Genomic DNA, 24,028 nt, shown 5'->3' with positions numbered 1-24,028 from the left:
AAGCGCGCTAACGCGGCGCGAGCCGCCACAGCCAACGCGGCACCAGCGGCATCACCACAGCCAGCACGCGGAGCTTCCCCGGGATCCACACGTCGTCGCGGTTGCCTTCCAGGGCCTCCACGGTCGCCTTCGCAACCACGTCAGGGGTCGAAGACATCGGTGCAGGATCCATCCCCTCGGTCATCCGGCCGATGACGAAGCCGGGGCGCACGACCATCAGCCGCACCCCGCTGCCCCGCAGGGCGTCCTGCATCCCCTGGGCGAACCCATCCAGGCCGGCCTTCGCCGAACCGTAGACGTAGTTCGGGCGGCGCACCCGGGCACCGGCGATCGAGGAATACGCCACCAGCGTGCCCGTGCCGCGGCGCTTCATCCGCTGGGATAGTTCCGTGAGCAGCACGGCCTGCGCGGTGAAGTCGGTGTGCAGCACCCGGTAGACCTCAGCACCGTCCACCTCCGCGAGCTGCTGATCACCCAGTACCCCGAACATGGCGAAGGCTGTGTCGATCGGTCCGCACGCCGCCTCCATCTCATCGATCAGGCCGCTGTGGCTCGCGGTATCTGCTGCGTCGAAGAAGTAGGTCTCCACCTGCCGTGCGCCCAAGCCTCGTAGCTCCTCGGCCAGGGTATCCAGCGCTTCAGGCCGGCGTCCTGCCAAAAGGAAGGACTGCCCCGGTGCCAGCAGGCGCGCGATGTGCTCGCCGATCTCGCTGGTGGCGCCGAAAATGGCGATATTAGACATCGATAGCCACAACCCCTCGTTGCATCGCGTCCACGGCCTTACGCGCGGACTTCCTCACGTCGTTGGAATAACCGGTCATCTTGATCTGATCCAGCAGGTCCTTCACCCGACCACAGGCGCGGACGAAGTCGCCCGGGGTCAGCACCGCCCCCGAGGCCTCCGCGGCCTGCAGGCAGTACTCCAGCGGTGCCCCGGCCACCCACTGGTGCACAGCCGTGGCGAAGCCCAGCTGGGGCCCCCGGGTGGCGGTCAGGCGGTGGCGTTCCTCGTCGCTGACCAGCTCCTTGTACACGCGCAGCGTGTGAGCCACCGCCTCCTCCAGCGCATCGGTCGGAAGCTGGGTGCGCACGGTGGACTCTCGACGGTTCTCAAACACGCAGGCACTCACCGCAGCGGCCAGCTCGGCCGGATCGAGATCATCCCACAGCCCGCGGCGGAGGCATTGGGCCACCAGGAGATCGGATTCATGGTGAATCCGGGCCAGCTTCTCACCTTCTTCGGTGACCTTTGCCGCCGGCGTACCGCCCTCGGCAGTCCAGGTTTCCACGTAACCCAGCTCCTCGAGCAGCGCGATAATCCGGTCGAAGGTGGCGGTCAGCGAGTCCCCAGGCTGCTCGGACTCTTGCTTCTGATACTCCCAACGCCGACCGGCCTTCAACACCGACTGCGCCTTCTTCGCCAGCTCCTCGCGCTCTGCCCAGGAATGCACCGGGTGGACATGGAGCTGATTGCGCAGATCCGCAGCCTTCTTGGAGCCGCCGCGGGCATGTGGGCGGATCTTCTTCGGCTTATCCAGGTGCATCCGACGCAGCTGGGAAGCCACAGCCCGAGCGTGGCGCTTCGGCGCGCGTTCCACGCCTCGGTGAATCCGCATGTGCCCGATGACCACCGGGGTGTTACGGAACATGTCGGCGGCGACGCGCTCCACCCAGCCGTCGTCGAGAACCAAGGTGGGGCGCGGATTGCGGCCTGAATCAGAACGGATGACCACGGCCGTCGCCGGGTTCTTGCCTGTCGGGAGGGCGAGCACATCGCCGACGTTGATCGAGCGCAGCAGGTGCTCGACCTCCTGCTGGCGCTCGAGGGCAGCATCCCGCTTGGCCTGCCGCTCCTCGTGGGAGAGCGTGCGCCGCAGCTCGGCGTAATCCAAGACCTGCTCGGTGAGCTCGGCTGCGTCTTCCCGCTGTGCCGCCTCGGCGCGACCCACCAGGGCCTCCAACTCTGCGCGCTCCCGGTCGAAGTCCTGACGCCGCAGTTCGACAGCGTGCGCGCGTTCCACGATCGTGTCATTGGCCTGGTACTGGGCGAAGGAACGCTCCAGGATCCGGTGCGCCTCCGCCCAGCCCTTCGTGGCGATGAGGTTGACCGCCATGTTGTAGCCCGGCCGGAACGTCGAATCCAGCGGATAGGTCCGGGCCGAGGCAAGCGCAGCCACCGCATAGGGGTCGACCTGGGGGCTCCACAGCACCACGGCATTGCCCACCGTGTCGATACCGCGGCGCCCCGCACGACCCGTCAGCTGCGTGTACTGGCCCGGGGTCAGCTCCGCGTGAGCCTCCCCGTTAAACTTCGTCATCTTCTCCAGCACCACCGTGCGGGCGGGCATGTTGATTCCCAGCGCCAGCGTCTCGGTGGCGAAGCAGACCTTCAGCAGCCCACGGCTAAACAGCTTCTCCACGATGTGCCGGAACGCCGGCAGCATCCCGGCGTGGTGAGCCCCGATTCCCCGCATCAGCGCCCGGCGCCACTGGCGGAAACCCAGCATGTGCAGATCCGCCGGCTCCAGCCCTGCAACGCCCTCGTCGATGATCTCGCCGATCTCCCGGGCCTCGTCGGGCGTGGTGAGCTCCACCTTCCGGATCAGCAGCTGCTGCACCGCCTTATCGCAGCCGATGCGAGAGAAGATGAAGTAGATCGCCGGCAGCATCTTCGCCTGCTCCAGGTGGCGCACCACGTCCTCGCGGCGGGGCCCACGCTGATTGCCATAGGCCTCCGCCTTGCCCACCGCCGAGAGCAGGGAGCGATTGATCGCGCCGGGGTGATTCTCCCCCGCCAGGTGCTCGGCGTTCTTGCTGAACAGCCGCATGATCTTCGAGCCGACCATCATGTACTGGGTCAGCGGAACGGGGCGCTTGTCGGTGACGATGACGTCCATCTCACCGCGTAGCGTGCGCAGCCAGCCGCCGAATTCTTCCACGTTGGAGACCGTCGCCGACAGCGATACCAGGGTCACGCTGTGGTCCAGGTTGAGGATCGTCTCCTCCCACACCGGTCCGCGCCACCGGTCGGCCAGGAAGTGGACCTCATCCATCACCACATGGGTGAGGCTGGCCAGACGGTCCGAGTCCGCGTAGATCATGTTGCGCAGGACCTCGGTGGTCATGACGACGATCGGCGCGTCCGGGTTGAGGGTGACATCGCCGGTGAGCAGTCCGACGTTCTCCTCCCCGTAGCTGGCGCACAGGTCGTGGTACTTCTGATTGCTCAGCGCCTTGATGGGCGTGGTGTAGAAGCAGGCCCCACCACCGTGGAAGGCCATGTAAACCGCGAATTCGCCGACGATCGTCTTTCCGGCGCCGGTCGGTGCTCCCACGAGCACTCCCCTGCCCTCGGCGATCGCAGCGGCTGCGTCGAGCTGGAATTCATCGAGTTCGAAGTCGTATTCCTTCCGGAACTCTTCGACCAGCGTGGGGTAGTTTTTTGCGTTGCACGTAGCGCTGTTAGCCATATGTGTACCGAGTCTATCCGCTCGCTGTTGCTCACGCGTTTCAGGACCTCGGTTCGGGCAGGCACCCACGCCCCGGCCCGCTGCCCATCGAGGGCGAGGTGGGGCTTAGATGTCCTCGTCGAAGATCTCGGCGTAGTTGAACGAGTTCCGCCGGCCCATGCCCGGGTCTGCCGGACCCTGACCCGCGATACCCTGGGACGCCTTGATCGGCTCGGCCCGTTCGACAGCCTCCGCTGGCGCGACCGCACCGGAAGGGCGAATGTCGGAACCAGGGGCGTCGGCCTCACGAGCCTGCCGCTTATCCCGACGCTTGTCGTTGAAGCGGATGATCACGTAGGTGATCTCCATCATCAGGGTCAGCGCGCAGCCGAGCGCCAGCATGGAGAACGGGTCAGCCGGAGTCACGAAGGCCGCGAAAGCGAAGAGACCGACGATGATATAGCGGCGCTTCGTCTTGATGCTGTCGTAGCGCAGCAGCCCCGCAAAGCTCAGCAGCACCGTGAACAGCGGCAGCTCGAAGCTCACACCGAAGACGAGTAGGAGGATGAGGACGAAGCTGAAATACTCGCTGCCCTTGAGCGCGGTGATCTGGGCCTCGTCGCCGACCGTGAGAAGGAAGTGCAGACCGTGGTGCAGGACCAGGTAGGCCAGTGCGGCGCCGAAGAAGAAAAACAGGGTCGCAACGAGTGAGACCGAGACCGCCCAGCGGCGTTCATTCTTCTTCAGCCCTGGGGTGATGAAGCCCCAGATCTGGCCAATCCACACGGGTGCGGAGAGCACGATGCCAGCGATGAAACCGACCTTCAATCGCAGCAGGAACATCTCGAAGGGGCCCGTGGCCAGCAGCCGGCACTCCCCGGTCGCGGCGCCGAAGCGCACCTCGGAAGGAAGTTTGCAGTAGGGCTCGCGGAGGATTTCGCCCAGGCTACGCAGCGGGCCCACGTTGGTGCCGTACCAGAGGTAGCCCAAGATCGTGCCGATCAGGATGGCGATGACCGCGATAATGAGGCGGCGGCGCAGCTCCTGAATATGCTCGACGATGCTCATCGAGCCATCGGTTGGTCGCTGATTGGCACGGCGAAAAGCCCGGTGGCGGGGCCGCCGGGCTGGGCGTGCTGCCTGAGGGGTATTACTCATGCGGGGAAACGAAAACGCGCCGGAAGATGGGCGCGAATTCTTTAGCTAGTTGCTGTTCTGGTTCTGCTGCTGTGCTGGATTAACCTGCTGCGCTGGATTCGGCTGCGGCGCGCGCTGCTGCTCGATGGCCTGCGCCTCGTTCTGCTCTGGGTTATCGGTGCGCATCTCGTCCATCTCGGACTTGAAGATACGCATCGAACGGCCAAGGGAACGGGCGGCATTCGGCAGGCGAGATGCGCCGAACACGAGAAGGACAACCAGCAACAGGATGAGGATGTGGCTACCAGAGAGCATGAAGGTTTTTGCCTTTCAGAACCTGCGTTAAAAATCTCAGCCTTCAGCTTACATCGGGGAAACGGTCCCGATAAAGCCCCAGCCCCGCTTCCGCGCGTCGCGCGACGCGTCCGGCGAGGTCTGGGCTCGAGAGTTCCGCGACCTGCCCGGCGTGGGCGATCAGGAAGCGCTCCAACCACGCGCCGGTGTCCGGCATCGTCACCGCGATGCTCCGAGCCTCGGGGGTGGTGGACGCGGAGTTGGATTCGGCGCGGGCGTCCTCGCTCACGTCTCCATCGTCGGCGTCGGCGTCCTGCCACAGCGGGAAGTACTCCAGCATCCACAGCGCGGAGTTGGACAGTCGGAAGTGGGCCCACTCGGTGGCCGCACCGAAGTCGAAGGGATCGGTGGCATCGACCTCGGAGGGCAATCCTGCTGGCGCGCTCGCTTCCTCCCCGAGCGTGATCTCGCTCATGCGGGATACCCGGAAGTTCTTCGGGGCCTCGTGCACCACACCCGCGTCATCGAGGCTGCGCGCCAGAAGATAGGCGTTGCCCTCGATCATGCGGATCGCATCGGGCACCAGCCTGCGCTTACTGCGCTGATCCCTGCTGAGGGTGAGGTACTCGCAGTCCACGAGGCGACGCTCCGCAAGTGCGCTGCGCAGCAGGCCCAGCGTGGCCTCTACGGGATCCTCGGGGGCGTGAGCCTGTGGCGGTGTCGGTGTTTCCTGGTGCTCCGCGGTGAGGGCGCTGTCTTGCGAGGGATCGGCGCCTGTTTCCGTCGCAGGCTGGTTGGGCGTGCCCTGTGTTCCCTGCAGCAGACCTTGGAGCTTGACGGTCACCGAGTCCACGGCCTCCCGCTGCTCGGCGGGGATGGTGTCCCGGACCGCCTCCAGGTTCAACAGCAAGGCACCGGCCTCAACGGTGCTGAGCCGCACCGGGCCGTCCAACCCGGCGGTGAACTGCGCCTCCGCGGTGGTGCGGTCCATCGCAATCTCAACGAGCGAGCCCGGGTAGTAGCCCGGCAGCCCACACATGCTCAGCTGCTTCAGCTCGTGCTGGATTTGGACCACGCTGAGTCCCAGGTCGCGGGAGGCCCGCATGAAGGAACCACGCGGGTTCGCCTGGAACCAGGCCAGCACCGAGAGCGTCTGGGCGAACTGCTGGGCGACCAGGTTTGCCGGCGGTGCCGTGACCTCGGTTGGTCCATCTTCGTCGACGGCCTGATTGGGATCGTCTGAATCCGTGACCTCCGGCTCGTGCTCGGCCCTCGCTGACGTGCCCTCCAAGGCCCCGGGAGAAGTGTTTGTAGCCTCGCCTGCTGAAGGGCGTTCCTGGGCGCCCAACCGCTGGGCGCGTTGCAGAAGGTCGACGACGTCACCGACCAGCTGCTGTGGCTCCAGCAGCACCGCGTCCGGGGCGTAGCTCGCCGCAGTTTGCACCAGCCAATCGCGATCCACCGGACCAACCGTGCCGATCTTGCCCTCGGGGGTGTCGCGGAGGTCGTGGGCCAGGTCCTGAAGCTGGATTGCCCCCTCCCCCGTGAACAACACGCTGGCTGTGACCTTCGTCTGGTGGCCTTCAAGGCCGCGACGGATCAACTCGCCGGCCGGCACTGGCTGCCCGGTGGCTGGATCGGTGGGCGCCGGGTGTTCGATGAACTGCGCCTCCGCGCGCACATCGGAGAGCCTGGCGAGCCGGAAGGTGCGCTGAGCTCCCCGGTCCACGTCGAAACCGGTGACGTAGAGCCTGCCCTCGACCCCGGCGACCGCCCACGGATCCAGCGTGCGTTGCTCCGGCTCGACCAAGTAGGCCGGGTAGTACCAGAAGGTCATCCGCAGCCCGCGCTGGGTGGCGCGAAAAATAGCGTCGACGCTACTCGGATCCAGCTCCACCATGTCGGGAACGGGCTGAACCACGGCGGAGTCATCGATCCGGCTAAGTCCCGCACCCGCGAGCTTCAGCTGTGCCTGTGCCGTCGGACCCGCCATCGCGGAGTCCACCGGTTGGCGTGCCCACTGCGTGGCGGTCGCCAATACCTGTAGCTCGGCATCCGAGAGGGCCAGGTCCGGGAGAAAGACCTGCTCGGGGCGCAGCAGCCAGTAGTCCTGGCCCTCCCGGTTTTCGTGGCTCAACTGGATCCCCAGCTGGCGCAGCGTTTCCCGGTCCCGGTGGAACACGCGCTCCCGGGACTTAAGCTGCCCGGAGTAGCCTGCGATATTTTTCACGACCCAGGCGGTCGGGCGCGGGCTGGGGGCGTTCAGTAGGCCGATGACCAGGTTGAATAGCCGACTCGCGCCCTGCTGCCAGGTCACCTTCACTGGGCGGTTGCGGGACCCGGCGCTGCCTGGCTTCTGTGGAGGCACCATCGGCGATTAACCTCGCGCGGTCGCGCCGGTGCCACCGAGATCCGCCATGCTGGCGATCATCTCGTCCACCTGCGGATCCGTGGCCGCGAACGGGTTCGGGAGCGCGACCTCGCTGCCGAATTCGCCGTTGATCTTCAACCGCATCCAGTCCACGGTCGTGGCACAGCCGTGCTCCCGTGCAGCGGTGAGGAACCTCCCACGCAGGGCCGCGCGCGTCGTCGCCGGCGCCTGATCCATTGCCTCGCGGATCTGTTCCTCACCGAGAATCGACGCGGCCTGCCCGCGACGCTTGAGCACGTTGAACAGCCCACGGGCGGGGTGAATATCGTGATAGCGCAGGTCAATCTGCGCCAACCGCGGATCGGTCATCTCCAACCCATGGCGGGAGGCCATGCCGTCCAGCAGCTTCTTCTTGATCACCCAGTCGATCTCGGTGTCCACCGGCGAGAAGTCCCCGGTCTCGAAGCAGTCCAGGACGCGGCCCCACAGCTCGACGACCGGAGCCAGCTGTTCGCGCGGGGTACCCAGCCAACGCCCATCGACACACTCTGGCTCCGGGCGGTGCTCCAGCCAGTGCACTGCGGCGGCGTGGAAAGTGCGCTGAATCTCCAGCGGGGTGGCGGTTTCGCCGCTGCGCAGCTTCACCTCGGTGAGCCCCGTGAAGTCTCGGGCGATATCCCGAATCGCGCGGATTTCATTGGCCAACTCGTAGTTCGGCAGCTCCGCACCCGCCTCGATCATCTCGAGGACCAGCAGCGCGGAACCGATCTTCAGTGCGGTGGTGGTCTCGGACATGTTCGAGTCCCCCACGATCACGTGCAGGCGGCGGTACTTCGACGAGTCCGCGTGCGGCTCATCGCGGGTATTGATGATCGGCCGGGAACGGGTGGTGGCACTCGAGATGCCCTCCCACATGTAGTCCGCCCGCTGGCTCATCATGAACCCGGCCTCGAAGTTCTCGTTCGGGGCGCCCGGGCTTGGGATTGTGAGCTTGCCAGCCCCGCAGATCAGCTGGCGGGTCACCAGGAACGGCAGCAGCTGAGAGGACAGGTGCTTGAGCAGCACGTTGCGGCTGATCAGGTAGTTCTCGTGGCAGCCATAGGAGTTGCCCATCGAGTCAGTGTTGTTTTTCAGCAGGAAGACGTTCCCGCCGATACCGTTGCTGGCTAGTTCTTCCTCTGCGCGGCTGGCCAGCTGCTGGACAAGCTCGTCGCCTGCGCGATCGTAGGCGAGCAGCTGGTGGAGACTATCGCACTCCGCAGTGGCAATCTCCGGGTGGGCGCCCACGTCCAGGTACAGTCGCGAAGCGTTCTCGGTGAAGATATTGGAGCTGCGATACTTCTCCACGATGGGAGAAAACAGCAGACGGGAGACCTCATCGGGGCCCAGGCGGCGCGTGCCGTCGAGGACATTCGTGATGCCGTACTCAGTCTCCAGCCCCATGATGCGGCGGACATAGACGGGGTTGTCTGCCGTACCCTGTTGCTCCGCTGGCGTCTCTTCTCCGGTCACTGGGCTCACTGTCCGCCCTTCTGGACGTAGGAGCGGACGAATTCCTCGGCGTTGGTCTCCAGCAGCCCGTCGATCTCGTCCAACAGGTCATCCGTCCCGGTGACGTTGACCTGCTGGGTTCCCGAACCCTGCTGCGGGGCGTCGTTGTTCTCGGCGTCGTCGCCGCCCCCACCGCCGAAGACCTGCTGCTGAGCGTTTGCCATGCCTATCTCCTCAAACGTTGATTAGTTGAACTTCACATTACCTGGGCTCTCGGGATGGATCGGCGCTAGCCCACACCCATTACGCGCTCCGGCATCGCGGCAATCAGCGCTGCCGCCACCTCGTCGAAGTCTGGTGCCTGGCCCACCGCGGCCTCCGCGAGATCCTCGAGCACGGTGCCAGCAAAGCTGTCGGCTGTGGCCTGCAAGGGCTCAGGCAGCCCCACGCGCATCGCTGGGCGCCCCTCGTACGAGTGATCGAGGACAACGCTGTCCCAGTTCGCGGCGAGGATCTTGGGCGCGTAGTGCTTCACCAGCACGCCGCGTAGCCAGGCCCTAGTGCCCCGGGGTGAGGTGTCTACGGCCGTTGCGATCTCAGTGTCGTCGACCAGCGTGCGCATCTTCCCGCGCGCGACGAGCGCGTGGTACAGCCCACGGGCCGGGTCGATGTCGTGGTACTGGATATCGATCAGCGCCATCCGCGGATCCGACCACTCCAGGTTCCGAGCACGGTAGCCGCGCAGCAGCGCGTACTTCGCCGTCCAGTCCAGCCGGTCGGCGGTGCGCAGCGGGTCGGTGGCAAGGTCGTCCAGGATCTCCTCCCACAGCGCCAGCACTCGCTGCTCGTCGGTGGTGAGCTTTCCTGCCGGTTCGAGGGCGGCGATGACCTTCTCGCGGATCCTGCGCTGCAGCTCGATCGCGGTGGCGGTGGTGTTTCCGTAGAGCCGCAGCGGGGCCTGCAACTCCAGATCGCGGGAGACCCGGCGGACATCCTCAACCGGATCGATGAGAACGATGTCGCTGAAATCGGCCCCCGCCTCAACTGCCTTGAGCACCAGCGCGGTGGTGCCGAAGCGCAGGTAGGTCGCGAACTGGCTCAAGTTCGCGTCACCGATGATCACATGGAGGCGGCGCCAATCATCCGCGGTGGCGTGGGGCTCGTCGCGGGTATTGACGATTCCGCGGTTCAGGGTGGTCTCCAGGGAGACTTCCGTCTCGATGTAATCGGCGCGCTGGGAGATCTGGAAGCCGGGCTGCTCCCCTGCCTGCCCGAGCCCCACGCGACCCGCGCCCGCGTAGATCTGGCGGGTCACGAAGTGCGGGATCAGCGCCTGGTGCACGTCCTCGACATTGAGGCTGCGCGGGTAGAGGTAATTCTCGTGGGCGCCATAGGACGCGCCCTTGCCGTCCACGTTGTTCTTGTAGATCTTCAACTCCGGCTGGCCCTCGACCTGCCCTGCTGCCTGGGCGGCCGCGTGCATGACCCGGTCGCCGGCCTGATCCCAGACCACCAGGTCATAGGCGCAGGTGACCTCAGGCGAGGAGTACTCCGGGTGGGCGTGGTCCACGTAGAAACGCGCACCCGCCGGGGTGATGACGTTGGCGATGCCCACCGCGTTCGGGTCGTAGCTGGGGGCCGCGCCGGAACGGTAGCGGCGCAGGTCGAAGCCACGGGCGTCGCGCAGCGGAGACTCGGAGTCATAATCCCAGCGGGTCCGGCGGTTGACTCCCTGCCCGGATACCTCCGCATAGGCGACGACCGCCTGCGTGCTCGTGTACACGGGGCTGGCCTCTGGGGCGTCGACGGCGACGATGCCGAACTCCGTCTCGGAGCCGAGCACGTAGCCGGTGGCCTCGTTATCCTTCTGCGCGTTCACCAGGGTTCTTCCTTCCAGGAGTCGAAAAGTGTTGTCTCGTCGGGCCTAGTCCGCCAGGGTGATGTCCACGACCCGGCCGGTGGCGTGCCCGGAGATGCGAGCCCATTCCGTGGGGTTGGTGGTATCCGGCAGGTTCTCGCTGTCGTTGATCTCCGCCGTGATGGCATCGAGGACGTCCGCGGTGTTCAGTCCGCCCTCAGCGGCGGCGTCTCTGGTGGACGCGGCTTGCGAAAGGGCACGCTTGATCGCGAAGGTCTTTGCTCGGTCGACGATATTGGCCAGCATCGCGCCGGAGACGAAGTCCGCCCAGTACAGGTCCTTGGTCTGGCCATCCGCCAGGTGGAGAGTCACGTAGCGGTGTGCGGCATCCCGGCGGAAGAGTTCCTCAGCGATGGCGCGGCACAGCGCAGCCGCGGCCTCCTCCTTGCCGCCGTGCTCCGCCACCAGGTCCGCGGCCAGCGGGAGGGAGCCGTCGATGTGTTTGGACAGGATGTCCAGGGCGGCCTCCTGGTCGGGGCGGTCCACCCGGATCTTCACGTCCAGGCGGCCCGGGCGCAGGATGGCGGGGTCGATGAGTTCCTCACGGTTCGACGCGCCGATGACGATGACGTTATCCAGCCCCTCCACGCCGTCTAGTTCGGAGAGCAGCTGCGGGACGACGGTGGACTCCATGTCCGAGGACACGCCGGTGCCACGGGTGCGGAAGATGGCTTCCATCTCGTCGAAGAAGACGATCACCGGCTTACCGGCGTGGGCGATCTTTCGGGCGCGCTCGAAGATCTGCCGGATCTGACGTTCCGTCTCACCAACAAATTTATTCAGCAGCTCCGGGCCCTTGACGTTGAGGAAGTAGGAATCCGCGAAGCGGGACGCCTTGTCGCTGGAGCCCATGGACTTGGACAGCGAGTTGGCCACAGCCTTGGCGATGAGCGTCTTGCCGTTACCGGGAGGGCCGTAGAGCAGCACGCCCTTCGGCGGGCGTAGCCCGTAGTGGCGGTAGATCTCCGGGTGGAGGAAGGGTAGCTCCACCGCGTCCCGAATTTGTTCGATCTGATTGCTCAGGCCCCCGATGTTTTCATAGCTGACGTCTGGGACCTCCTCCAGCACCAGTGAGCTGACCTCGGCCCGGGGAACCATGTGGAAGGCCCAGCCACTGCGGCGGTCGACGACCACGCTATCGCCGGTGGTGAGCTCCCGGTTCGTGATCAGGGACTGCAGCGGTCGGGCTGCCTTGACGATCGCCTCCTCCCCCAGCTTGTCCGCGACGATCAGCCGGTCGCCGACGACCTCGACGACCGCGGCAACGTCGCCGGAATCAGCGAAACCGGTGACCTCCACCACCTGCAGGTTCTCCCCCAGCCGCACCGTCGCCCCAGGCTGCAGATCCATCCGATCCAGCAGCGGGGAGACAGCCAAACGCATGTGGCGGTTCGAGGTGAAGACCTCCGCGGTTTTCCCCGTCCCGTTGAGCTGCAGCAGCGTGCCGTAGGTGCTCGGCGGCTCCGCCATATCCGCCAGGCGCGAATTGATCTCAGCCAGCTTCTCGCGGGATGCCTTCAGCGCCTCGGTGAGCTTCTCGTTCTGAGCCCCCAACCGATGATTGGCCAGCCGCAATTCGCGGGCGGTGGGCGAAGGCTGATCGGAAGGATTCTGCGCAGTCATGCCATCAATCCTACTGAAGCCCCCGCGACCCAAAACCCGCCGGTAGGCCTAGCGGAGCGGCCACCGGGAAACGCGCCCCGGTAGCCGTGCCCGGAGCGCTCTAACGACGCGCCCGGCGTTGCGGTCGCGGGGCGGTCACCCCGTCAGCCAGGCGGCGGGCCCAGACGAGGAACGCGGTATGCGCGTTCATGCGGTGTTCCGGTCGGGTTGCCAGGCCCTCCACCTTCCACTCGCGCACCAGCGACTCCCAGGCGCGCGGCTCGGTGAAGCACCCAAGTTCCCGGATGCCCTCCATCACCTTCATCAACTGCGGGACGGTAGCCACGTAGGTCATGAACACCCCGCCCGGAACCAGGACGTCCCGCACCGTCTCCAGAACCTCCCACGGCTCCAGCATGTCCAGCAGAACGCGGTCGACCTCGCCCACAGTCTCGCGAGTGGCCTCCTTGACGTCGCCCAGGCGAACGTCCCAATTCTTCGGTTCCCCACCCATGATGTTGTGGACGTTGCTCACCGCGTAGTCCAGGTGGTCCTGACGGACCTCGTAGCTGATGACCTTTCCGTGCTCACCGACCGCGCGTAGCAGCCAGCTGGACATCGCGCCGGAACCGGCGCCTGCTTCGAGCACCGTCGCGCCGGGGAAGATATCCCCTTCCACCAGGATCTGCGCTGCATCCTTGGGGTAGATCACCGCTGCGCCACGGGGCATGGAAAGCACCTGGTCGACCAGAAGGTGACGGAAGCAGAGGTATTCCCCGCCCACGCTGGACTCCACGACGGTGCCCTCGTCCGCACCGATGATGTCGTCGTGACGAATCTCGCCCTTATGGGTGAAAAAACTCTCCCCCGGAGTCAGGGTGATGCTGAAGTGTCGCCGCTTCGCGTCGGTCAGCTGGACGCGGTCTCCGGCGGTAAAAGGTCCGGTATATGCCATAGGAAAACCCTAACCTACTAGACTCTCAAATCACTATGATGGAATCGCGTCCCGGGGAACGGGTGCTGGCAGGGGTATTCGCCTTCATTGCCGGCTTTATCGACTCGGTGGGTTTTCTCTACCTGGGCGGGGTGTTCCTCTCTTTCATGTCGGGCAACACCACCCGCTCCGCCACCGCCATCGTCGACGGCAACTGGGACATGGTGAAAGTGGCCGGTGGCTGCATCCTCTTCTTCCTGCTCGGCGTGATCAACGGGGCGTTCACGAAACGCATCGTGGTGCGAGCCTTGGATGAAACCCGCGGTCGGGAATTCGTCCTCGTCAACGTCAGCTTCTGGTTCATCCTCTCCAGCGTCCTGATCGAGCTGGAGCACCACGGAGCGGCCATCATCGCCCTGTCCATCGGGGTGGGTACCATGAACAGCATCTTTGAGCGCAACGGCGAGGTCGCGATCCCGCTGACGTATATGACGGGCACGTTGGTGCGCACGGGGCAGCGTTTCGTCGACGCGTTCTTCGACGGCCGTCACCTCGTCTGGATCCTCAACCTCTCGCTGTGGCTGAGCCTGTCCGTTGGGGCGATCGCTGGCGCCGTGGCCTATCACATGCTGGGAATCCACGCTATCGAGCTGCTGACGTTGATCACCCTGGTGACTGTGGCGATCAACCAGCTGGTTCGCGAGCATCGCCGCCGCGCCGGCCTGCCGCTGTAGCCCAACCCAACCGCGCTGCGCAGTCCATCTGTGTTGACCCGACACCCCGAGAACTAAGCAGAAGGAGAAGCTGTGTCTACCCCATCCGAGAAACCCCAGCCGAAGGTCTCCCTCGACCGGTTGGCGCTCTCCCCTTCCCGCGCCGGGGATTATCAGCAGTGTCCGCTGCTCTACCGCTTCCGCAGTATCGATAAGCTGCCGGAACCCAAGACGATCGCGCAGGTGAAGGGAACCCTCGTGCACGCGGTGCTCGAGGAGCTCCACGCCCTGCCGAGGGAGCAACGCACTTACCCGGTTGCGGTGAAGATGCTGAAGCCCGCGTGGGCAAAGATGGTGGACAAGGACGCCGACCTGAACGAACTCGTCCCGGATGAGCAGCTCTATGACTTCCTCGTCGAGGCTCGCTTACTGGTTAAGGGGTATTTCCAGATGGAGAACCCCCAGGGCTTCGACGCCCACGAGGTCGAGGAATTCGTCGAAGCCACCCTGCCCAATGGGGTTCCCGTCCGCGGATTCATCGACCGGGTGGACGTCGCCGCGAACGGCCAGGTACGCGTCGTCGACTACAAGACTGGAAAGAAGCCGCCACCGCGCTTCGCCGCCCAGGCGCTGTTCCAGATGAAGTTCTACGCGCTGGTCTACTGGCGGCTGTACGACCTGATCCCGGCCCAGCTTCGGCTGATGTACCTGAAGGTGGCCGATGACCTGGTACTACAGCCCACCCCCGCTGAACTGCAGTACTTCGAGCGCGACCTGCGCGAGCTCTGGGACAGCATCCTCGCTGATATCCATAGCGGGGACTTTCAGCCGAAGACCTCCAAGCTCTGCGACTGGTGCGCCTTCCAGGAACTCTGCCCCGCCTTCGGCGGCACGCCCCCGGAGTACCCGGGGGTCCGCTAGCGCCTACTCGTAGCGGCGACCCCGGTACATCGGGTTGAGCAGGTTTTCCGTGCTCAGCACCTCGTTAAGAGTGTCCTCGTCGAGCAGCTCCTTTTCCAGGACGAGCTCGCGCACGGACTTTCCGGTTGCCGCGGCCTCCTTGCCGATCAGGTCACCATTGTGGTGGCCGATCAGCGGGTTGAGGTAGGTGATGATGCCGATCGAGTTCTCGACGTAGTTGCGGCAGACGTCCTCGTTGGCAGTGATGTCCACGACGCACAGCGTGCGCAGCGTGGTGCAGGCGCGCGCCATAAAGCGGATGGATTCGAAGGCGCACTGCGCGATGACCGGCTCCATGACGTTGAGCTGGAGCTGGCCGGCCTCCGCTGCCATGGAGACGGTGACGTCGTTGCCGAAGACCTTGAAGCAGATCTGGTTGACGACCTCCGGGATCACCGGGTTGACCTTCGCCGGCATGATCGAGGAGCCCGCCTGGCGCGGTGGGATGTTGATCTCCCCCAGGCCAGCGCGCGGGCCGGAGGACAGCAGACGCAGGTCATTACAGATCTTCGACAGCTTCATCGCGGTGCGTTTCACCGCCGCGTGGGTATTGACGAACGCGCCGGTGTCACTCGTCGCCTCCACCAGGTCGTACGCGGAGGTGATGTCCAGGCCCGTGATCTCCCGCAGGGCCTCGATGGCCGCCTCGCGGTAACCCGGGGGCGTATTCACACCGGTGCCAATCGCGGTGCCACCCAGGTTGACCTGGCGCAGCAGGGACTGCGCGTGCCTGAGCTGCGCGGACTCCTCGGCGATGTTGTTCGCGAAGGCGCGGAACTCCTGGCCCAGGGACATCGGGACGGCGTCCTGCAGCTGGGTTCGGCCCATCTTGATGATGTGGTCGAACTCCTGGGCCTTAGCGAACAGCGCGCGCTCCAGTGCAGCAAGATGCTTGAGCAGTTCGTCGATGTCGAAGTGCAGCCCCAGGCGCAGCCCGGTTGGGAAGGCGTCGTTGGTGGACTGGGACATGTTGACGTCATCGTTCGGGCTGATGATGTCGTAGCGGCCCTTCGGGTACCCGAGGTGCTCCAGCGCGAGGTTCGCGATGACCTCGTTGGTGTTCATGTTTTGGGACGTCCCTGCCCCGCCCTGGAAAACGTCGATGGGGAACTGATCCATCGCGCGGTGTTCCTCGAGCACCGCATCGCAGGCCGCGACGATCGCCTCGCCCTTGTCGATGGGCAGCGCCTTGACCCGCATGTTGGCCATCGCGGCGGCCTTCTTCACCATCACCATGCCGCGGATGAGCTCCGGTATGTGATTGATGTTCGTGCGGGAGATCTGGAAGTTATCCACAGCTCGGAGGGTGTGGATTCCGTAGTAGGCGTCTGCCGGAACCTTCATCGTGCCCAGCAGGTCTTCCTCCAGGCGGTAGTGCGCGCCGCTGCGGGCTTCCAGGGAGGAGGATTCGGCTGAGGTGATAATGTCCGTCGAGCTCAGGACGTGCCCGTCGCTGGAGCTCTGGGAGTTCGGGGACGGCTTGGGACGGTGTGCCATGTGAAACTGCCACCTAAACTTTCGCGTCAATCGCCACAGGCGTTAAGGGGTGTTGGGAGCCGTACTAATGTCCCGGTGCGGCGGAGCATGGGATGCTCTCGCTGCCCGTGCCGGTACGGGTGTACTTAAAGAGTGTAGAAGAAACGGCGCGCGGCAGGCGCGGGGCTATCTCCCCTGGGGTAGCCGTGGAAGAAAAACCGGGCCGCCACGACGGCGACCCCGTTGAGGGATAAGGCGAATCCGCTAGATCCGGGCGATGCGGATATCCGTGGCGAGGATCGCCTCCGCTCCCAAGGCGGATAGCGAATCCATCAGCGCGTTCGCCTGCTTGCGCGGCACCATTGCGCGTACCGCGACCCAGCCCTCATTGGCCAGCGGAGAGACGGTTGGGGCAGAGAGCCCCGGGGTGATGGCGGCAGCCTCGTCCAGAACGTCACGGGAGACGTTGTAGTCCAGCATGACGTAATTCTGGGCGTGCAGGATGCCCTCCATGCGCTTCAGCAGCACCTGCTTAGCTTCGTCTACCTCGGCGCCCTTGCGCCCGATCATGACGGCCTCAGAGACACACAGTGGCTCGCCGAAGGGCTCCAAACCCTGCGTGCGCAGGGTGCGGCCGGTGGAGACCACGTCGGCGATCGCGTCGGCCACGCCCAGGCGGATGGAGATCTCCACTGCCCCGTCCAGGCGGATCACCGTGGCGTCGATGCCCCGGTTCTTCAGATCCTTGCGCACGAGGTTCGGGTAGGCGGTAGCGATGCGCTTGCCCGCCAGCTTCTCGACCGTCCAGCCTTCGCCCATCGGGGCGGCGTAGCGGAAGGTGGAGGCCCCAAAGCCCAGCGGTAGCAGCTCGGCAGTTTCCTCACGGGTATCTGCGGCAAGGTCGCGGCCCGTGATTCCGATGTCGAGGTGGCCGGAGGCAACGTAGATGGCAATATCCTTCGGGCGCAGGAAGTAGAACTCGACCTGGTTCTCGTGATCGACTGCGGTTAGTGCCTTGGAATCAGCGCGGGTGGTGTAACCCGCCTCCTTGAGGATGTTCGTCGCGGCTTCCGAGAGCGAACCCTTGTTCGGGACGGCGACGCGCAGGTAGCGCTCACCGGAATCAGTGGCGTTGTCTTCAGAGATCGGGGCGTTTAGGTTGGGCGCGACCGGGGACATGTGGCTCCTTGCGTGGTGGATACTGTGCAGCGCCGCCGCGGTGATGGGTGCGGCGCAGTCGGGTTCCGTGCGTTTAGTTCGGGCTTCTATCTGGGCCTAAAGATGCTTGTAGATGTCCTCGAGGCTGAGGCCCCGGCCGACTGCCACGACCTGTAGCCAGTACAGCAGCTGGGAGATCTCCTCGGCCAGCTCCTCATCCGACTCGTACTCGGCGGCCAGCCACACTTCCCCAGCCTCTTCGACGATCTTCTTGCCCTGGAAATGGACACCGGCGTCGAGGGCTTTGACGGTGCCGGAGCCTTCTGGGCGGGTGCGCGCCTTCTCGGAAAGCTCCGCGAATAGGGAATCAAAATTCTTGGGATTGCTCACGCCCCTATTGTGGCACGCGTCTCCCCCGAAGGTTGCAAGGAGCCCCGATAGTGGGGTGAATAATCGCACCACTATCGGGGCAAGTGTCCAGCCCCCGGGGGCTTAAGGGGCTACTCCTCGACGAGCTCGCGCACGGCGTCGCAGACCACCGTGGCCTCCCCACCCACCGTGGCAGTGAGTCGACTGAGAAACACCAGCAGCTCGTCCAGCTCCTCGCTATCCAGGAGCAGCCCGCCGTTGGCGTCGGAGATTGCGATGATTTTGCGGACCCCGGCCAGGGAGGTTTCCTGAGGATCTGCCCCGCCCAGGATCGCCTCTCCGATGGTCACCAGCTCTGCCTGGGCCTCGTCCACCGCAGACTCCGGGTACGGCGGGTCCCAATGCTCCCGCTCCTCGGCGCGCAGGTAGCTGCCGGTAGCCATCATCCGGAGGTTTCCGATGAACTCCGTGGCGGCCTCACGGACATCTGGTGGCCATTCGGAAAGCGAAGAATCGCCCGCCGGGTATGGGTGCTGTGTCACGGCGCTCGTCCCCCGCCCTAGACCGTGACGCCGAGCAGCGCGTCGAGACCCGCGGCGAGAGCCTGGGAAGCCGCAGTGCGCTCGGTGGCAGGGGTGACCCGGTAGCCACTGGCTCCAATGCCCTTGTTGACCGCCGCTGCCCACTCGTCGAGCGTGCGCAGGACGGCTGGGGTGTCGAGATCGTTGGCCAGGTGCCCGGTGACGGCCGCCAGCACTTCCGCGACACGCTGCGGATTGTTCTCCTCAGCGGCAGCGGCGCGCCACTTGGCGAGGCGATCCTCAGCCTCACTGAGGACCTCCGCGGACCAATCACGATCTGCCCGGTAGTGCCCGGCGTAGAGCCCCACACGGATAGCCGCGGGGTCGAAGCCCTGCGCGGTGAGCGCGGAGACGAACTCCAGGTTGCCCAGGGACTTGGACATCTTGGTCCCCTCAAGGCCGATCATGCCGGTGTGCACGTAGTGTCCCGCCATGCGCTGATTGCCGCAGGCAGCCTCCACATGAGCTGCCGAGTACTCATGGTGCGGGTAACGCAGATCAACGCCGCCACCCTGGATGGCGAACTGCTCCCCCAACCGGTTCATTGCGATGGCCGCGCACTCCACGTGCCAGCCAGGGCGCCCCGAGCCAAAGGGAGCATCCCACTCTGGCTCACCCGTGCGGTGGGCCCGCCACAGCAGTGCATCCAGCGGATGGCGCTTACCCTCCCGCTCCGGGTCACCACCGCGCTCGGCGAAGAGTTCCCGCATGGTGGCCTCGTCGTAGCGGGACTCGTAGCCAAACTGTTCGGTGTAGGTGTGGTCGGCGTAGATATCCGGGTACTCCCCCTCCACGACGTAGGCCGCGCCCTTGTCGAGCAGCGTGCTGACCATCTCGACAACCTCATCGATCGTCTCCATCGCCCCGACGAAGAACTCCGGCGGCAGAATCCGCAGCTGCGTCATGTCGGAACGGAACAGGTCGGTCTGCTCCTTGCCTAGCTCGCGCCAGTCCACGCCATCGCGCTCGGCGCGCTCGAACAGCGGATCATCGACATCCGTGACATTCTGCACATAAGTAACGGCGTGCCCGGCGGCGCGCAGGTAGCGGTTCACCAGGTCGAAGGTGTTATAGGTTGCCGCGTGCCCCAGGTGGGTGGAGTCATACGGGGTGATCCCGCAGACGTACATGCCCACCGGGGCGCCGTCCTCCGGCAGTGCGACGGGCTTGACCTGGTCATCTGCCGTGTCGTAGAGCTGCAACGCTGGCGGGGCCACCACCTCCGCTGCAGCGGAATCGGCCACCGCCGGAATGACCGTCGGGAACTGTGGGACACGGGGAGCAGACCAAGAATGCATGGTTACCCACTATAACGGCTGCAAAACTCCGGCGCCCAGCAGCACCATCACCAGCACGCCGACCGGGATGCGCCATGCTGCGAACCAGGCGAAACTGTGGTTAGACACGAACTTCAGAAGCCAGGCGATGGCGGCGTATCCGACGAGGAAGGCGATCAGCGTGCCGACCGCCAGCTGGCCCCCGCTCGCCGCCTGCCCTGCGGCCGGATCGAACACATCCCCCAGAGAAAAGATGCCGGACGCCAAGACGGCGGGAATCGCCAGCAGGAAGCTGAACCGGGTGGCCACCTCGCGGTCCAGGTTGAGGAACAAACCGGCGGAAATCGTACCGCCCGACCGGGACACGCCAGGGATCAAGGCGAGGCACTGAGCCAAACCCATGAGCACCGCATCCCGCATGGTCAGCTCATCGAAGGAGCGGCGTCGACGTCCTACCTTCTCCGCGAGAATGAACACGAAGGAGAAGAGGATCAACATGGCAGCGGTGATCCACAGGTTGCGCAGCTGGTCACGGATCAAATCCTTGCCGAAGAACCCCAGCACCGCGATGGGGATGGTGCCCGCGATGACCATCCACCCCATCTGATAGTCGTGGTTCCGCCGGGACTTATCCACCAGGCCGGCGAACCACGCGGTGAGGATCCGCCAGATGTCCTTAGCGAAGTACACGAGCACCGCCAGCTCCGTGCCGAGCTGGATCACAGCTGTGAAGGAGGCGCCCGCGTCGGCTCCCCAGAACAGCTCGGAGACAATCCGCAGGTGCCCGGAGGAGGAAACGGGTAGAAACTCGGTGAGACCTTGCACGATCGAGAGCACGATCGTCTGCAGCCAAGACATTTCGGTAGGCATGCTTAAGGACGATACACCGACCCACCCAACTCGGCTGGTAGCGTACTACCTGATGAATGCAGGTAAGCGTGTTTGGCGTAAACGAGGCGATGACGCGATGGCTTGGAAGAAACCTCTGACGTGGGCGGCTGCGGTGACGGCCACCCTTGGGCTCGGGTTGGCAGGCTGTGCCACCGAGGATGCGGCGGACAACAGCGCGCCGGAAGGATCCGCCGCCCCAGAGTCGGCCCCGAAGGGTGGCACGCCCGCCACCCCGGCGGACTCCCCGGCAGCGAAGGACCCGCTCGGTGAGGTGCAGAAGGCTAGCGAAGTCGGCGAGGTCATCGACGTCTCCCAGATCGGCCTGGCCCCGAAGACTGAGCAGGTGGCGGCATTGAGCGCATCCACGCTGCGCATCGGAACGCTGGCCGAGCTGTCTGGCGAGGGCGAAGCGAAGAAGATCAACGTGCCGGAGAAGTGCACGAAGGTCACGCCTTCGGCCGACGGCGTCATGCTCGCCTGCGACGGCGCGCTGTATGAATACGGCGCCGACGGCAAGCAGCTGAAGAAGTACAGCCTCGACGGAACTCCCACGGTGGCCACCGTCACGACGGACGGCCGGGTCTTCGTGGGCTTCAAGGATTCCAACCAGCTGCACTACTACTCCCCGTCCGGCGATCAGCTCGGAGAATCGGAGTCCATCGTCGTCAGTCGTAGCCTCGATGACCTCGTCCACGTCAACAACGAACACGGTGAGGAAAGGCTCGCGGTGATCGACCGCGACCAGACCAGCATCACCGACATCGACCTCGCCACCAACGGCCCGCGCGGTGCTCTGCGCATCGGCCAGGGCGTGGGTCTGAACAGCGTTGGTCGCGGGGATCAAGGGATCTTCATCGCGGCGGATACCGTGCAGGATCAATTCCAGGTTTTCACTCTGAACGACGTGGTGCGCCAGGTCCAGGCCGCCCCCACCGGCAAGAGCCCCTGGGCAGTCCTGTGGGACGGCAAGCGCCAGATCGCCTGGGTCTCCACCACCGGCGATAACAAGGTCACCGGCTACCGCATCGATAGCGGCACCCCGATCCAGGTAGCGAGCTTCGACTCCATCGCGAACGTGCGTCACATCCTGGACTCCCCCGGCGGCGACATGCTGCTCTTCGGTGCGGATGGGACAACCCAGCAGGTGTCGGCCGCGGACCTTGATGCCGCCGTTGAGCGTGGGGTTCCAGGGGCCGAGGACTTCCCCGTGATTCACGAGGACCAGTAGCCCACTGGTCGCCACAGAAAACCACGTCCACCACAACACAATTCAGGAGACTGCCATGGCCAACACCCCAACTTCCCGCCGCTTCGATCACCTCTCGGACTCGGCCTACGAGAAGCTGTTGAAGCTGATGTTTCGGATCCCGCCGGAGCGGATCCACGGCATGCTCTCGGGCGTGTTCCGTCGGATCGCTGACTCGCAGGTCGCCTGCGCTGCGGTGCGTCGCGCGCTAGTCGTCGACGACCCGGTGCTCTCCCAGACGGTGGCCGGTATTCGCTTTGACCGGCCGCTCGGCCTGGCTGCCGGCTTCGATAAGAACGCCGAGGAGTTCCACATTTGGGGCCCGCTCGGCTTCGGCTACTCGGAGCTCGGCACGCTGACCAGCGTTGCCCAGCCGGGTAACCCAACCCCGCGTCTGTTCCGGCTGCCTGAGGACCGCGCGATCCTCAACCGCATGGGATTCAACAACGACGGCGCGATTGCTGCTGCTCAGCGCCTCTCCCGCCGCCGCTGCCTCGAGCCCGTGGGCGTGAACCTGGGCAAGGCGAAGATCACCCCACCGGAGCTGGCCCCCAACGACTACCGCGAGTCCGCGCGTGCGGTGAAGGACGTCGCCGACTACCTGGTGATCAACGTGTCCTCCCCGAACACGCCGGGGCTGCGCGACCTGCAGGCCGTGGACTCGCTGCGTCCCATCGTCGCAGCAGTCCAGGAGGAGGCCGATCTCCCGCTGTTCGTCAAGATCGCGCCAGATCTTTCCGATGAGGACATCGACGCCGTGACCGATCTGGCCATCGAGCTTGGGGTTACCGGCTTGATCGCGACGAATACGACGATCAGCCGGGAAGGGCTGAAGTCCGACGCGCAGTGGGTTCAGTCCCTCGGCGCGGGTGGGGTCTCCGGGGCTCCCCTGGCAGAGCGTTCCCTCGAGGTGCTGCGTCGCATCGCGGCGCGTGCGGAGGGCAAGTTGGTGCTCATCGGTGTGGGTGGCATCGAGACCCCGCAGCAGGCCTGGGAGCGCATCGCTGCAGGTGCCAGCCTTCTGCAGGGCTACACCGGCTTCATCTACGGCGGTCCGAACTGGATCTCGAAGATCCACCGGGGCCTGGCCGCACAGATTCGAGCCCACGGCCTGCGGAACATCTCCGAAGCGGTGGGCTCGGGTCTGGAGTGGAAAGAGCTTTAAGCAGCTCCCCCGCGTTGAGCGCTTGAGGGGCTTAGTTCTCTGCCCAGCCCCACAGGATGCCGCGCGCCAAAGCCTTGAACTGGAGGTTGAACCCCAGGACGGTTGGCGTTGCGGAGTCGCTGATGTCCAACTTCTCCCCGACGGCGTGTACCGCGAAGAGATAGCGGTGCGGGCCGTGGCCCTCTGGAGGCATGGCGCCGTAGTAGCCGCGGCTTCCGGAGTCCCCGCGCAGAGCTGTCGCCCCCTTTGGCAGGCCGGCGAGCTCCTCGTCCCCCGCATCGAGCGGGAGGCTAGTCACGGACGCCGGAATATTGAACACGGCCCAGTGCCAGAAGCCGCTGGCAGTGGGGGCATCCGGGTCAAAGCACGTGACCGCGTAGCTTTCGGTCCCCTCCGGACCGGGCTCCCAGCTCAGCTGCGGGGAGACATCGTTGCCACCGAGTTGCGCCTCCGGGAGGCGGTCTCCGTCGGCGAAGGTCTCGCTGCTGACCTTAAGCTTGGGCAGGTCGGCTAGTGGCGCATACGGGTCTGGCCCCGGGAAGCGCTCGTCGACATAGGAAGCTTGAGTTGAAGCATCTTCTGGGTTGAGAGTCATGCTGTTTAGTGTACCGAACAATCTTGTACTCTAGCCACGGATTTCCGGAACTTTTATTGCCCTGACCTGCCAATTTGTTTTAATTTCATAAGCTGGATAGAGTGTTTCAAGCACGCACGGGCTAGGTGCTAAGGTATCTAATCGCAGTGCATGCTTACCCTGTCCGGGTGGCGGAATGGCAGACGCGCTAGCTTGAGGTGCTAGTGCCCTATTAACGGGCGTGGGGGTTCAAGTCCCCCTCCGGACACCATGATTCGCCCCGCTTGAGCCAAGCGGGGCGATTTTTTATTGGATCTCACGTGGCTGGAAGGGGCGCCCTCAAGTGCGGGTTAAACGACAAAATGTGTGTCTGACTCCGGCGTGTCGCGGGGTTAGATGTGGCCTTTTTGGATGCCGATTGA

The 24,028-nt window shown here is 65.1% G+C and carries 21 protein-coding genes and 1 tRNA gene; 5 read left to right on the top strand and 17 right to left on the bottom strand.

Features of this window, described 5'->3' with window-relative positions; all coding sequences use genetic code 11:
• Window positions 1-7 precede the first annotated feature (7 nt).
• The 10 genes from QP413_RS07515 to QP413_RS07470 all read right to left on the bottom strand — a co-directional run bounded on the left by QP413_RS07515 (window position 8) and on the right by QP413_RS07470 (window position 13,217).
• The gene (locus QP413_RS07515; RefSeq protein WP_012360296.1) at window positions 8-742 is read right to left on the bottom strand and encodes an SDR family NAD(P)-dependent oxidoreductase; all 735 of its coding nucleotides are present in this window, start codon (window positions 740-742) and stop codon (window positions 8-10) included.
• Window positions 735-3,470: an RNA helicase gene (locus tag QP413_RS07510; RefSeq protein WP_284781329.1), complete on the bottom strand. Its 2,736-nt coding sequence runs from the start codon at window positions 3,468-3,470 to the stop codon at window positions 735-737. The genes QP413_RS07515 and QP413_RS07510 overlap by 8 nt, the downstream gene beginning before the upstream one ends.
• Before the next feature lie 105 nt (window positions 3,471-3,575).
• On the bottom strand, window positions 3,576-4,607 hold the full coding sequence (gene tatC, locus QP413_RS07505; RefSeq protein ID WP_284781328.1) for a twin-arginine translocase subunit TatC: 1,032 nt from the start codon (window positions 4,605-4,607) through the stop codon (window positions 3,576-3,578).
• Window positions 4,608-4,652: 45 nt separating this feature from the next.
• Window positions 4,653-4,901, bottom strand: coding sequence for a Sec-independent protein translocase subunit TatA (tatA, locus tag QP413_RS07500; protein ID WP_148820513.1), 249 nt, complete (start codon window positions 4,899-4,901; stop codon window positions 4,653-4,655).
• 43 nt (window positions 4,902-4,944) lie between these two features.
• On the bottom strand, window positions 4,945-7,251 hold the full coding sequence (locus QP413_RS07495; RefSeq protein WP_284781327.1) for a WYL domain-containing protein: 2,307 nt from the start codon (window positions 7,249-7,251) through the stop codon (window positions 4,945-4,947).
• Window positions 7,252-7,257: 6 nt separating this feature from the next.
• Window positions 7,258-8,772: a Pup--protein ligase gene (pafA, locus tag QP413_RS07490; protein WP_284781326.1), complete on the bottom strand. Its 1,515-nt coding sequence runs from the start codon at window positions 8,770-8,772 to the stop codon at window positions 7,258-7,260.
• On the bottom strand, window positions 8,769-8,966 hold the full coding sequence (locus QP413_RS07485; RefSeq protein WP_012360290.1) for a ubiquitin-like protein Pup: 198 nt from the start codon (window positions 8,964-8,966) through the stop codon (window positions 8,769-8,771). The genes pafA and QP413_RS07485 overlap by 4 nt, the downstream gene beginning before the upstream one ends.
• A 65-nt stretch (window positions 8,967-9,031) precedes the next feature.
• Window positions 9,032-10,621: a depupylase/deamidase Dop gene (gene dop / locus QP413_RS07480; RefSeq protein ID WP_284781325.1), complete on the bottom strand. Its 1,590-nt coding sequence runs from the start codon at window positions 10,619-10,621 to the stop codon at window positions 9,032-9,034.
• A 45-nt stretch (window positions 10,622-10,666) separates the two neighbouring features.
• On the bottom strand, window positions 10,667-12,283 hold the full coding sequence (gene arc / locus QP413_RS07475; protein WP_284781324.1) for a proteasome ATPase: 1,617 nt from the start codon (window positions 12,281-12,283) through the stop codon (window positions 10,667-10,669).
• A 100-nt stretch (window positions 12,284-12,383) separates the two neighbouring features.
• On the bottom strand, window positions 12,384-13,217 hold the full coding sequence (locus QP413_RS07470) for a tRNA (adenine-N1)-methyltransferase (RefSeq protein WP_200973614.1): 834 nt from the start codon (window positions 13,215-13,217) through the stop codon (window positions 12,384-12,386).
• Between the two features lie 35 nt (window positions 13,218-13,252).
• On the opposite strand from QP413_RS07470, the gene QP413_RS07465 reads away from it, so the two are divergent.
• Window positions 13,253-13,930, top strand: a complete 678-nt coding sequence (locus QP413_RS07465) for a YoaK family protein (protein WP_012360286.1) — start codon at window positions 13,253-13,255, stop codon at window positions 13,928-13,930.
• Between the two features lie 72 nt (window positions 13,931-14,002).
• The gene (locus QP413_RS07460) at window positions 14,003-14,830 is read left to right on the top strand and encodes a RecB family exonuclease (protein WP_284781323.1); all 828 of its coding nucleotides are present in this window, start codon (window positions 14,003-14,005) and stop codon (window positions 14,828-14,830) included.
• 3 nt (window positions 14,831-14,833) lie between these two features.
• Here QP413_RS07460 and aspA read toward each other — a convergent pair whose 3' ends face one another.
• From aspA to QP413_RS07430, 6 genes are all read right to left on the bottom strand, one after another.
• On the bottom strand, window positions 14,834-16,366 hold the full coding sequence (gene aspA, locus QP413_RS07455; protein WP_284781322.1) for an aspartate ammonia-lyase: 1,533 nt from the start codon (window positions 16,364-16,366) through the stop codon (window positions 14,834-14,836).
• 243 nt (window positions 16,367-16,609) lie between these two features.
• Window positions 16,610-17,524: an ATP phosphoribosyltransferase gene (hisG, locus tag QP413_RS07450; protein ID WP_284781321.1), complete on the bottom strand. Its 915-nt coding sequence runs from the start codon at window positions 17,522-17,524 to the stop codon at window positions 16,610-16,612.
• Window positions 17,525-17,620: 96 nt separating this feature from the next.
• Entirely contained in the window at window positions 17,621-17,893 is a 273-nt protein-coding gene (locus QP413_RS07445) for a phosphoribosyl-ATP diphosphatase (protein WP_012360282.1), read from the bottom strand.
• 110 nt (window positions 17,894-18,003) lie between these two features.
• The gene (locus QP413_RS07440) at window positions 18,004-18,414 is read right to left on the bottom strand and encodes a hypothetical protein (RefSeq protein WP_070761425.1); all 411 of its coding nucleotides are present in this window, start codon (window positions 18,412-18,414) and stop codon (window positions 18,004-18,006) included.
• Between the two features lie 17 nt (window positions 18,415-18,431).
• Complete coding sequence (mshC, locus tag QP413_RS07435) at window positions 18,432-19,751, bottom strand: cysteine--1-D-myo-inosityl 2-amino-2-deoxy-alpha-D-glucopyranoside ligase (RefSeq protein ID WP_284781320.1); 1,320 nt, start codon at window positions 19,749-19,751, stop codon at window positions 18,432-18,434.
• A 9-nt stretch (window positions 19,752-19,760) separates the two neighbouring features.
• A complete protein-coding gene (locus tag QP413_RS07430) occupies window positions 19,761-20,600 on the bottom strand; it encodes an undecaprenyl-diphosphate phosphatase (protein ID WP_284781319.1) in 840 nt (279 codons plus the stop codon).
• A gap of 97 nt (window positions 20,601-20,697) precedes the next feature.
• Here QP413_RS07430 and QP413_RS07425 point away from each other — a divergent pair, with 97 nt between their 5' ends.
• Both QP413_RS07425 and QP413_RS07420 read left to right on the top strand, forming a co-directional pair.
• A complete protein-coding gene (locus QP413_RS07425; protein ID WP_284781318.1) occupies window positions 20,698-21,849 on the top strand; it encodes a hypothetical protein in 1,152 nt (383 codons plus the stop codon).
• A 55-nt stretch (window positions 21,850-21,904) separates the two neighbouring features.
• Complete coding sequence (locus tag QP413_RS07420) at window positions 21,905-23,032, top strand: quinone-dependent dihydroorotate dehydrogenase (RefSeq protein WP_070761422.1); 1,128 nt, start codon at window positions 21,905-21,907, stop codon at window positions 23,030-23,032.
• Between the two features lie 31 nt (window positions 23,033-23,063).
• Here the strand turns inward: QP413_RS07420 and QP413_RS07415 are convergent, their stop codons facing one another.
• Window positions 23,064-23,627, bottom strand: coding sequence for a YbhB/YbcL family Raf kinase inhibitor-like protein (locus QP413_RS07415; RefSeq protein WP_070761421.1), 564 nt, complete (start codon window positions 23,625-23,627; stop codon window positions 23,064-23,066).
• 161 nt (window positions 23,628-23,788) lie between these two features.
• Here QP413_RS07415 and QP413_RS07410 point away from each other — a divergent pair.
• A tRNA-Leu gene (locus QP413_RS07410) sits at window positions 23,789-23,877 on the top strand.
• The last annotated feature ends 151 nt before the right edge of the window (window positions 23,878-24,028 follow it).

Source organism: Corynebacterium sp. UMB4614, from assembly GCF_030217065.1.
Lineage (GTDB): Bacteria > Actinomycetota > Actinomycetes > Mycobacteriales > Mycobacteriaceae > Corynebacterium.
The sequence above is the reverse complement of the archived record's forward strand: the minus strand, read 5'-3'. Positions and strand labels throughout refer to the sequence as shown.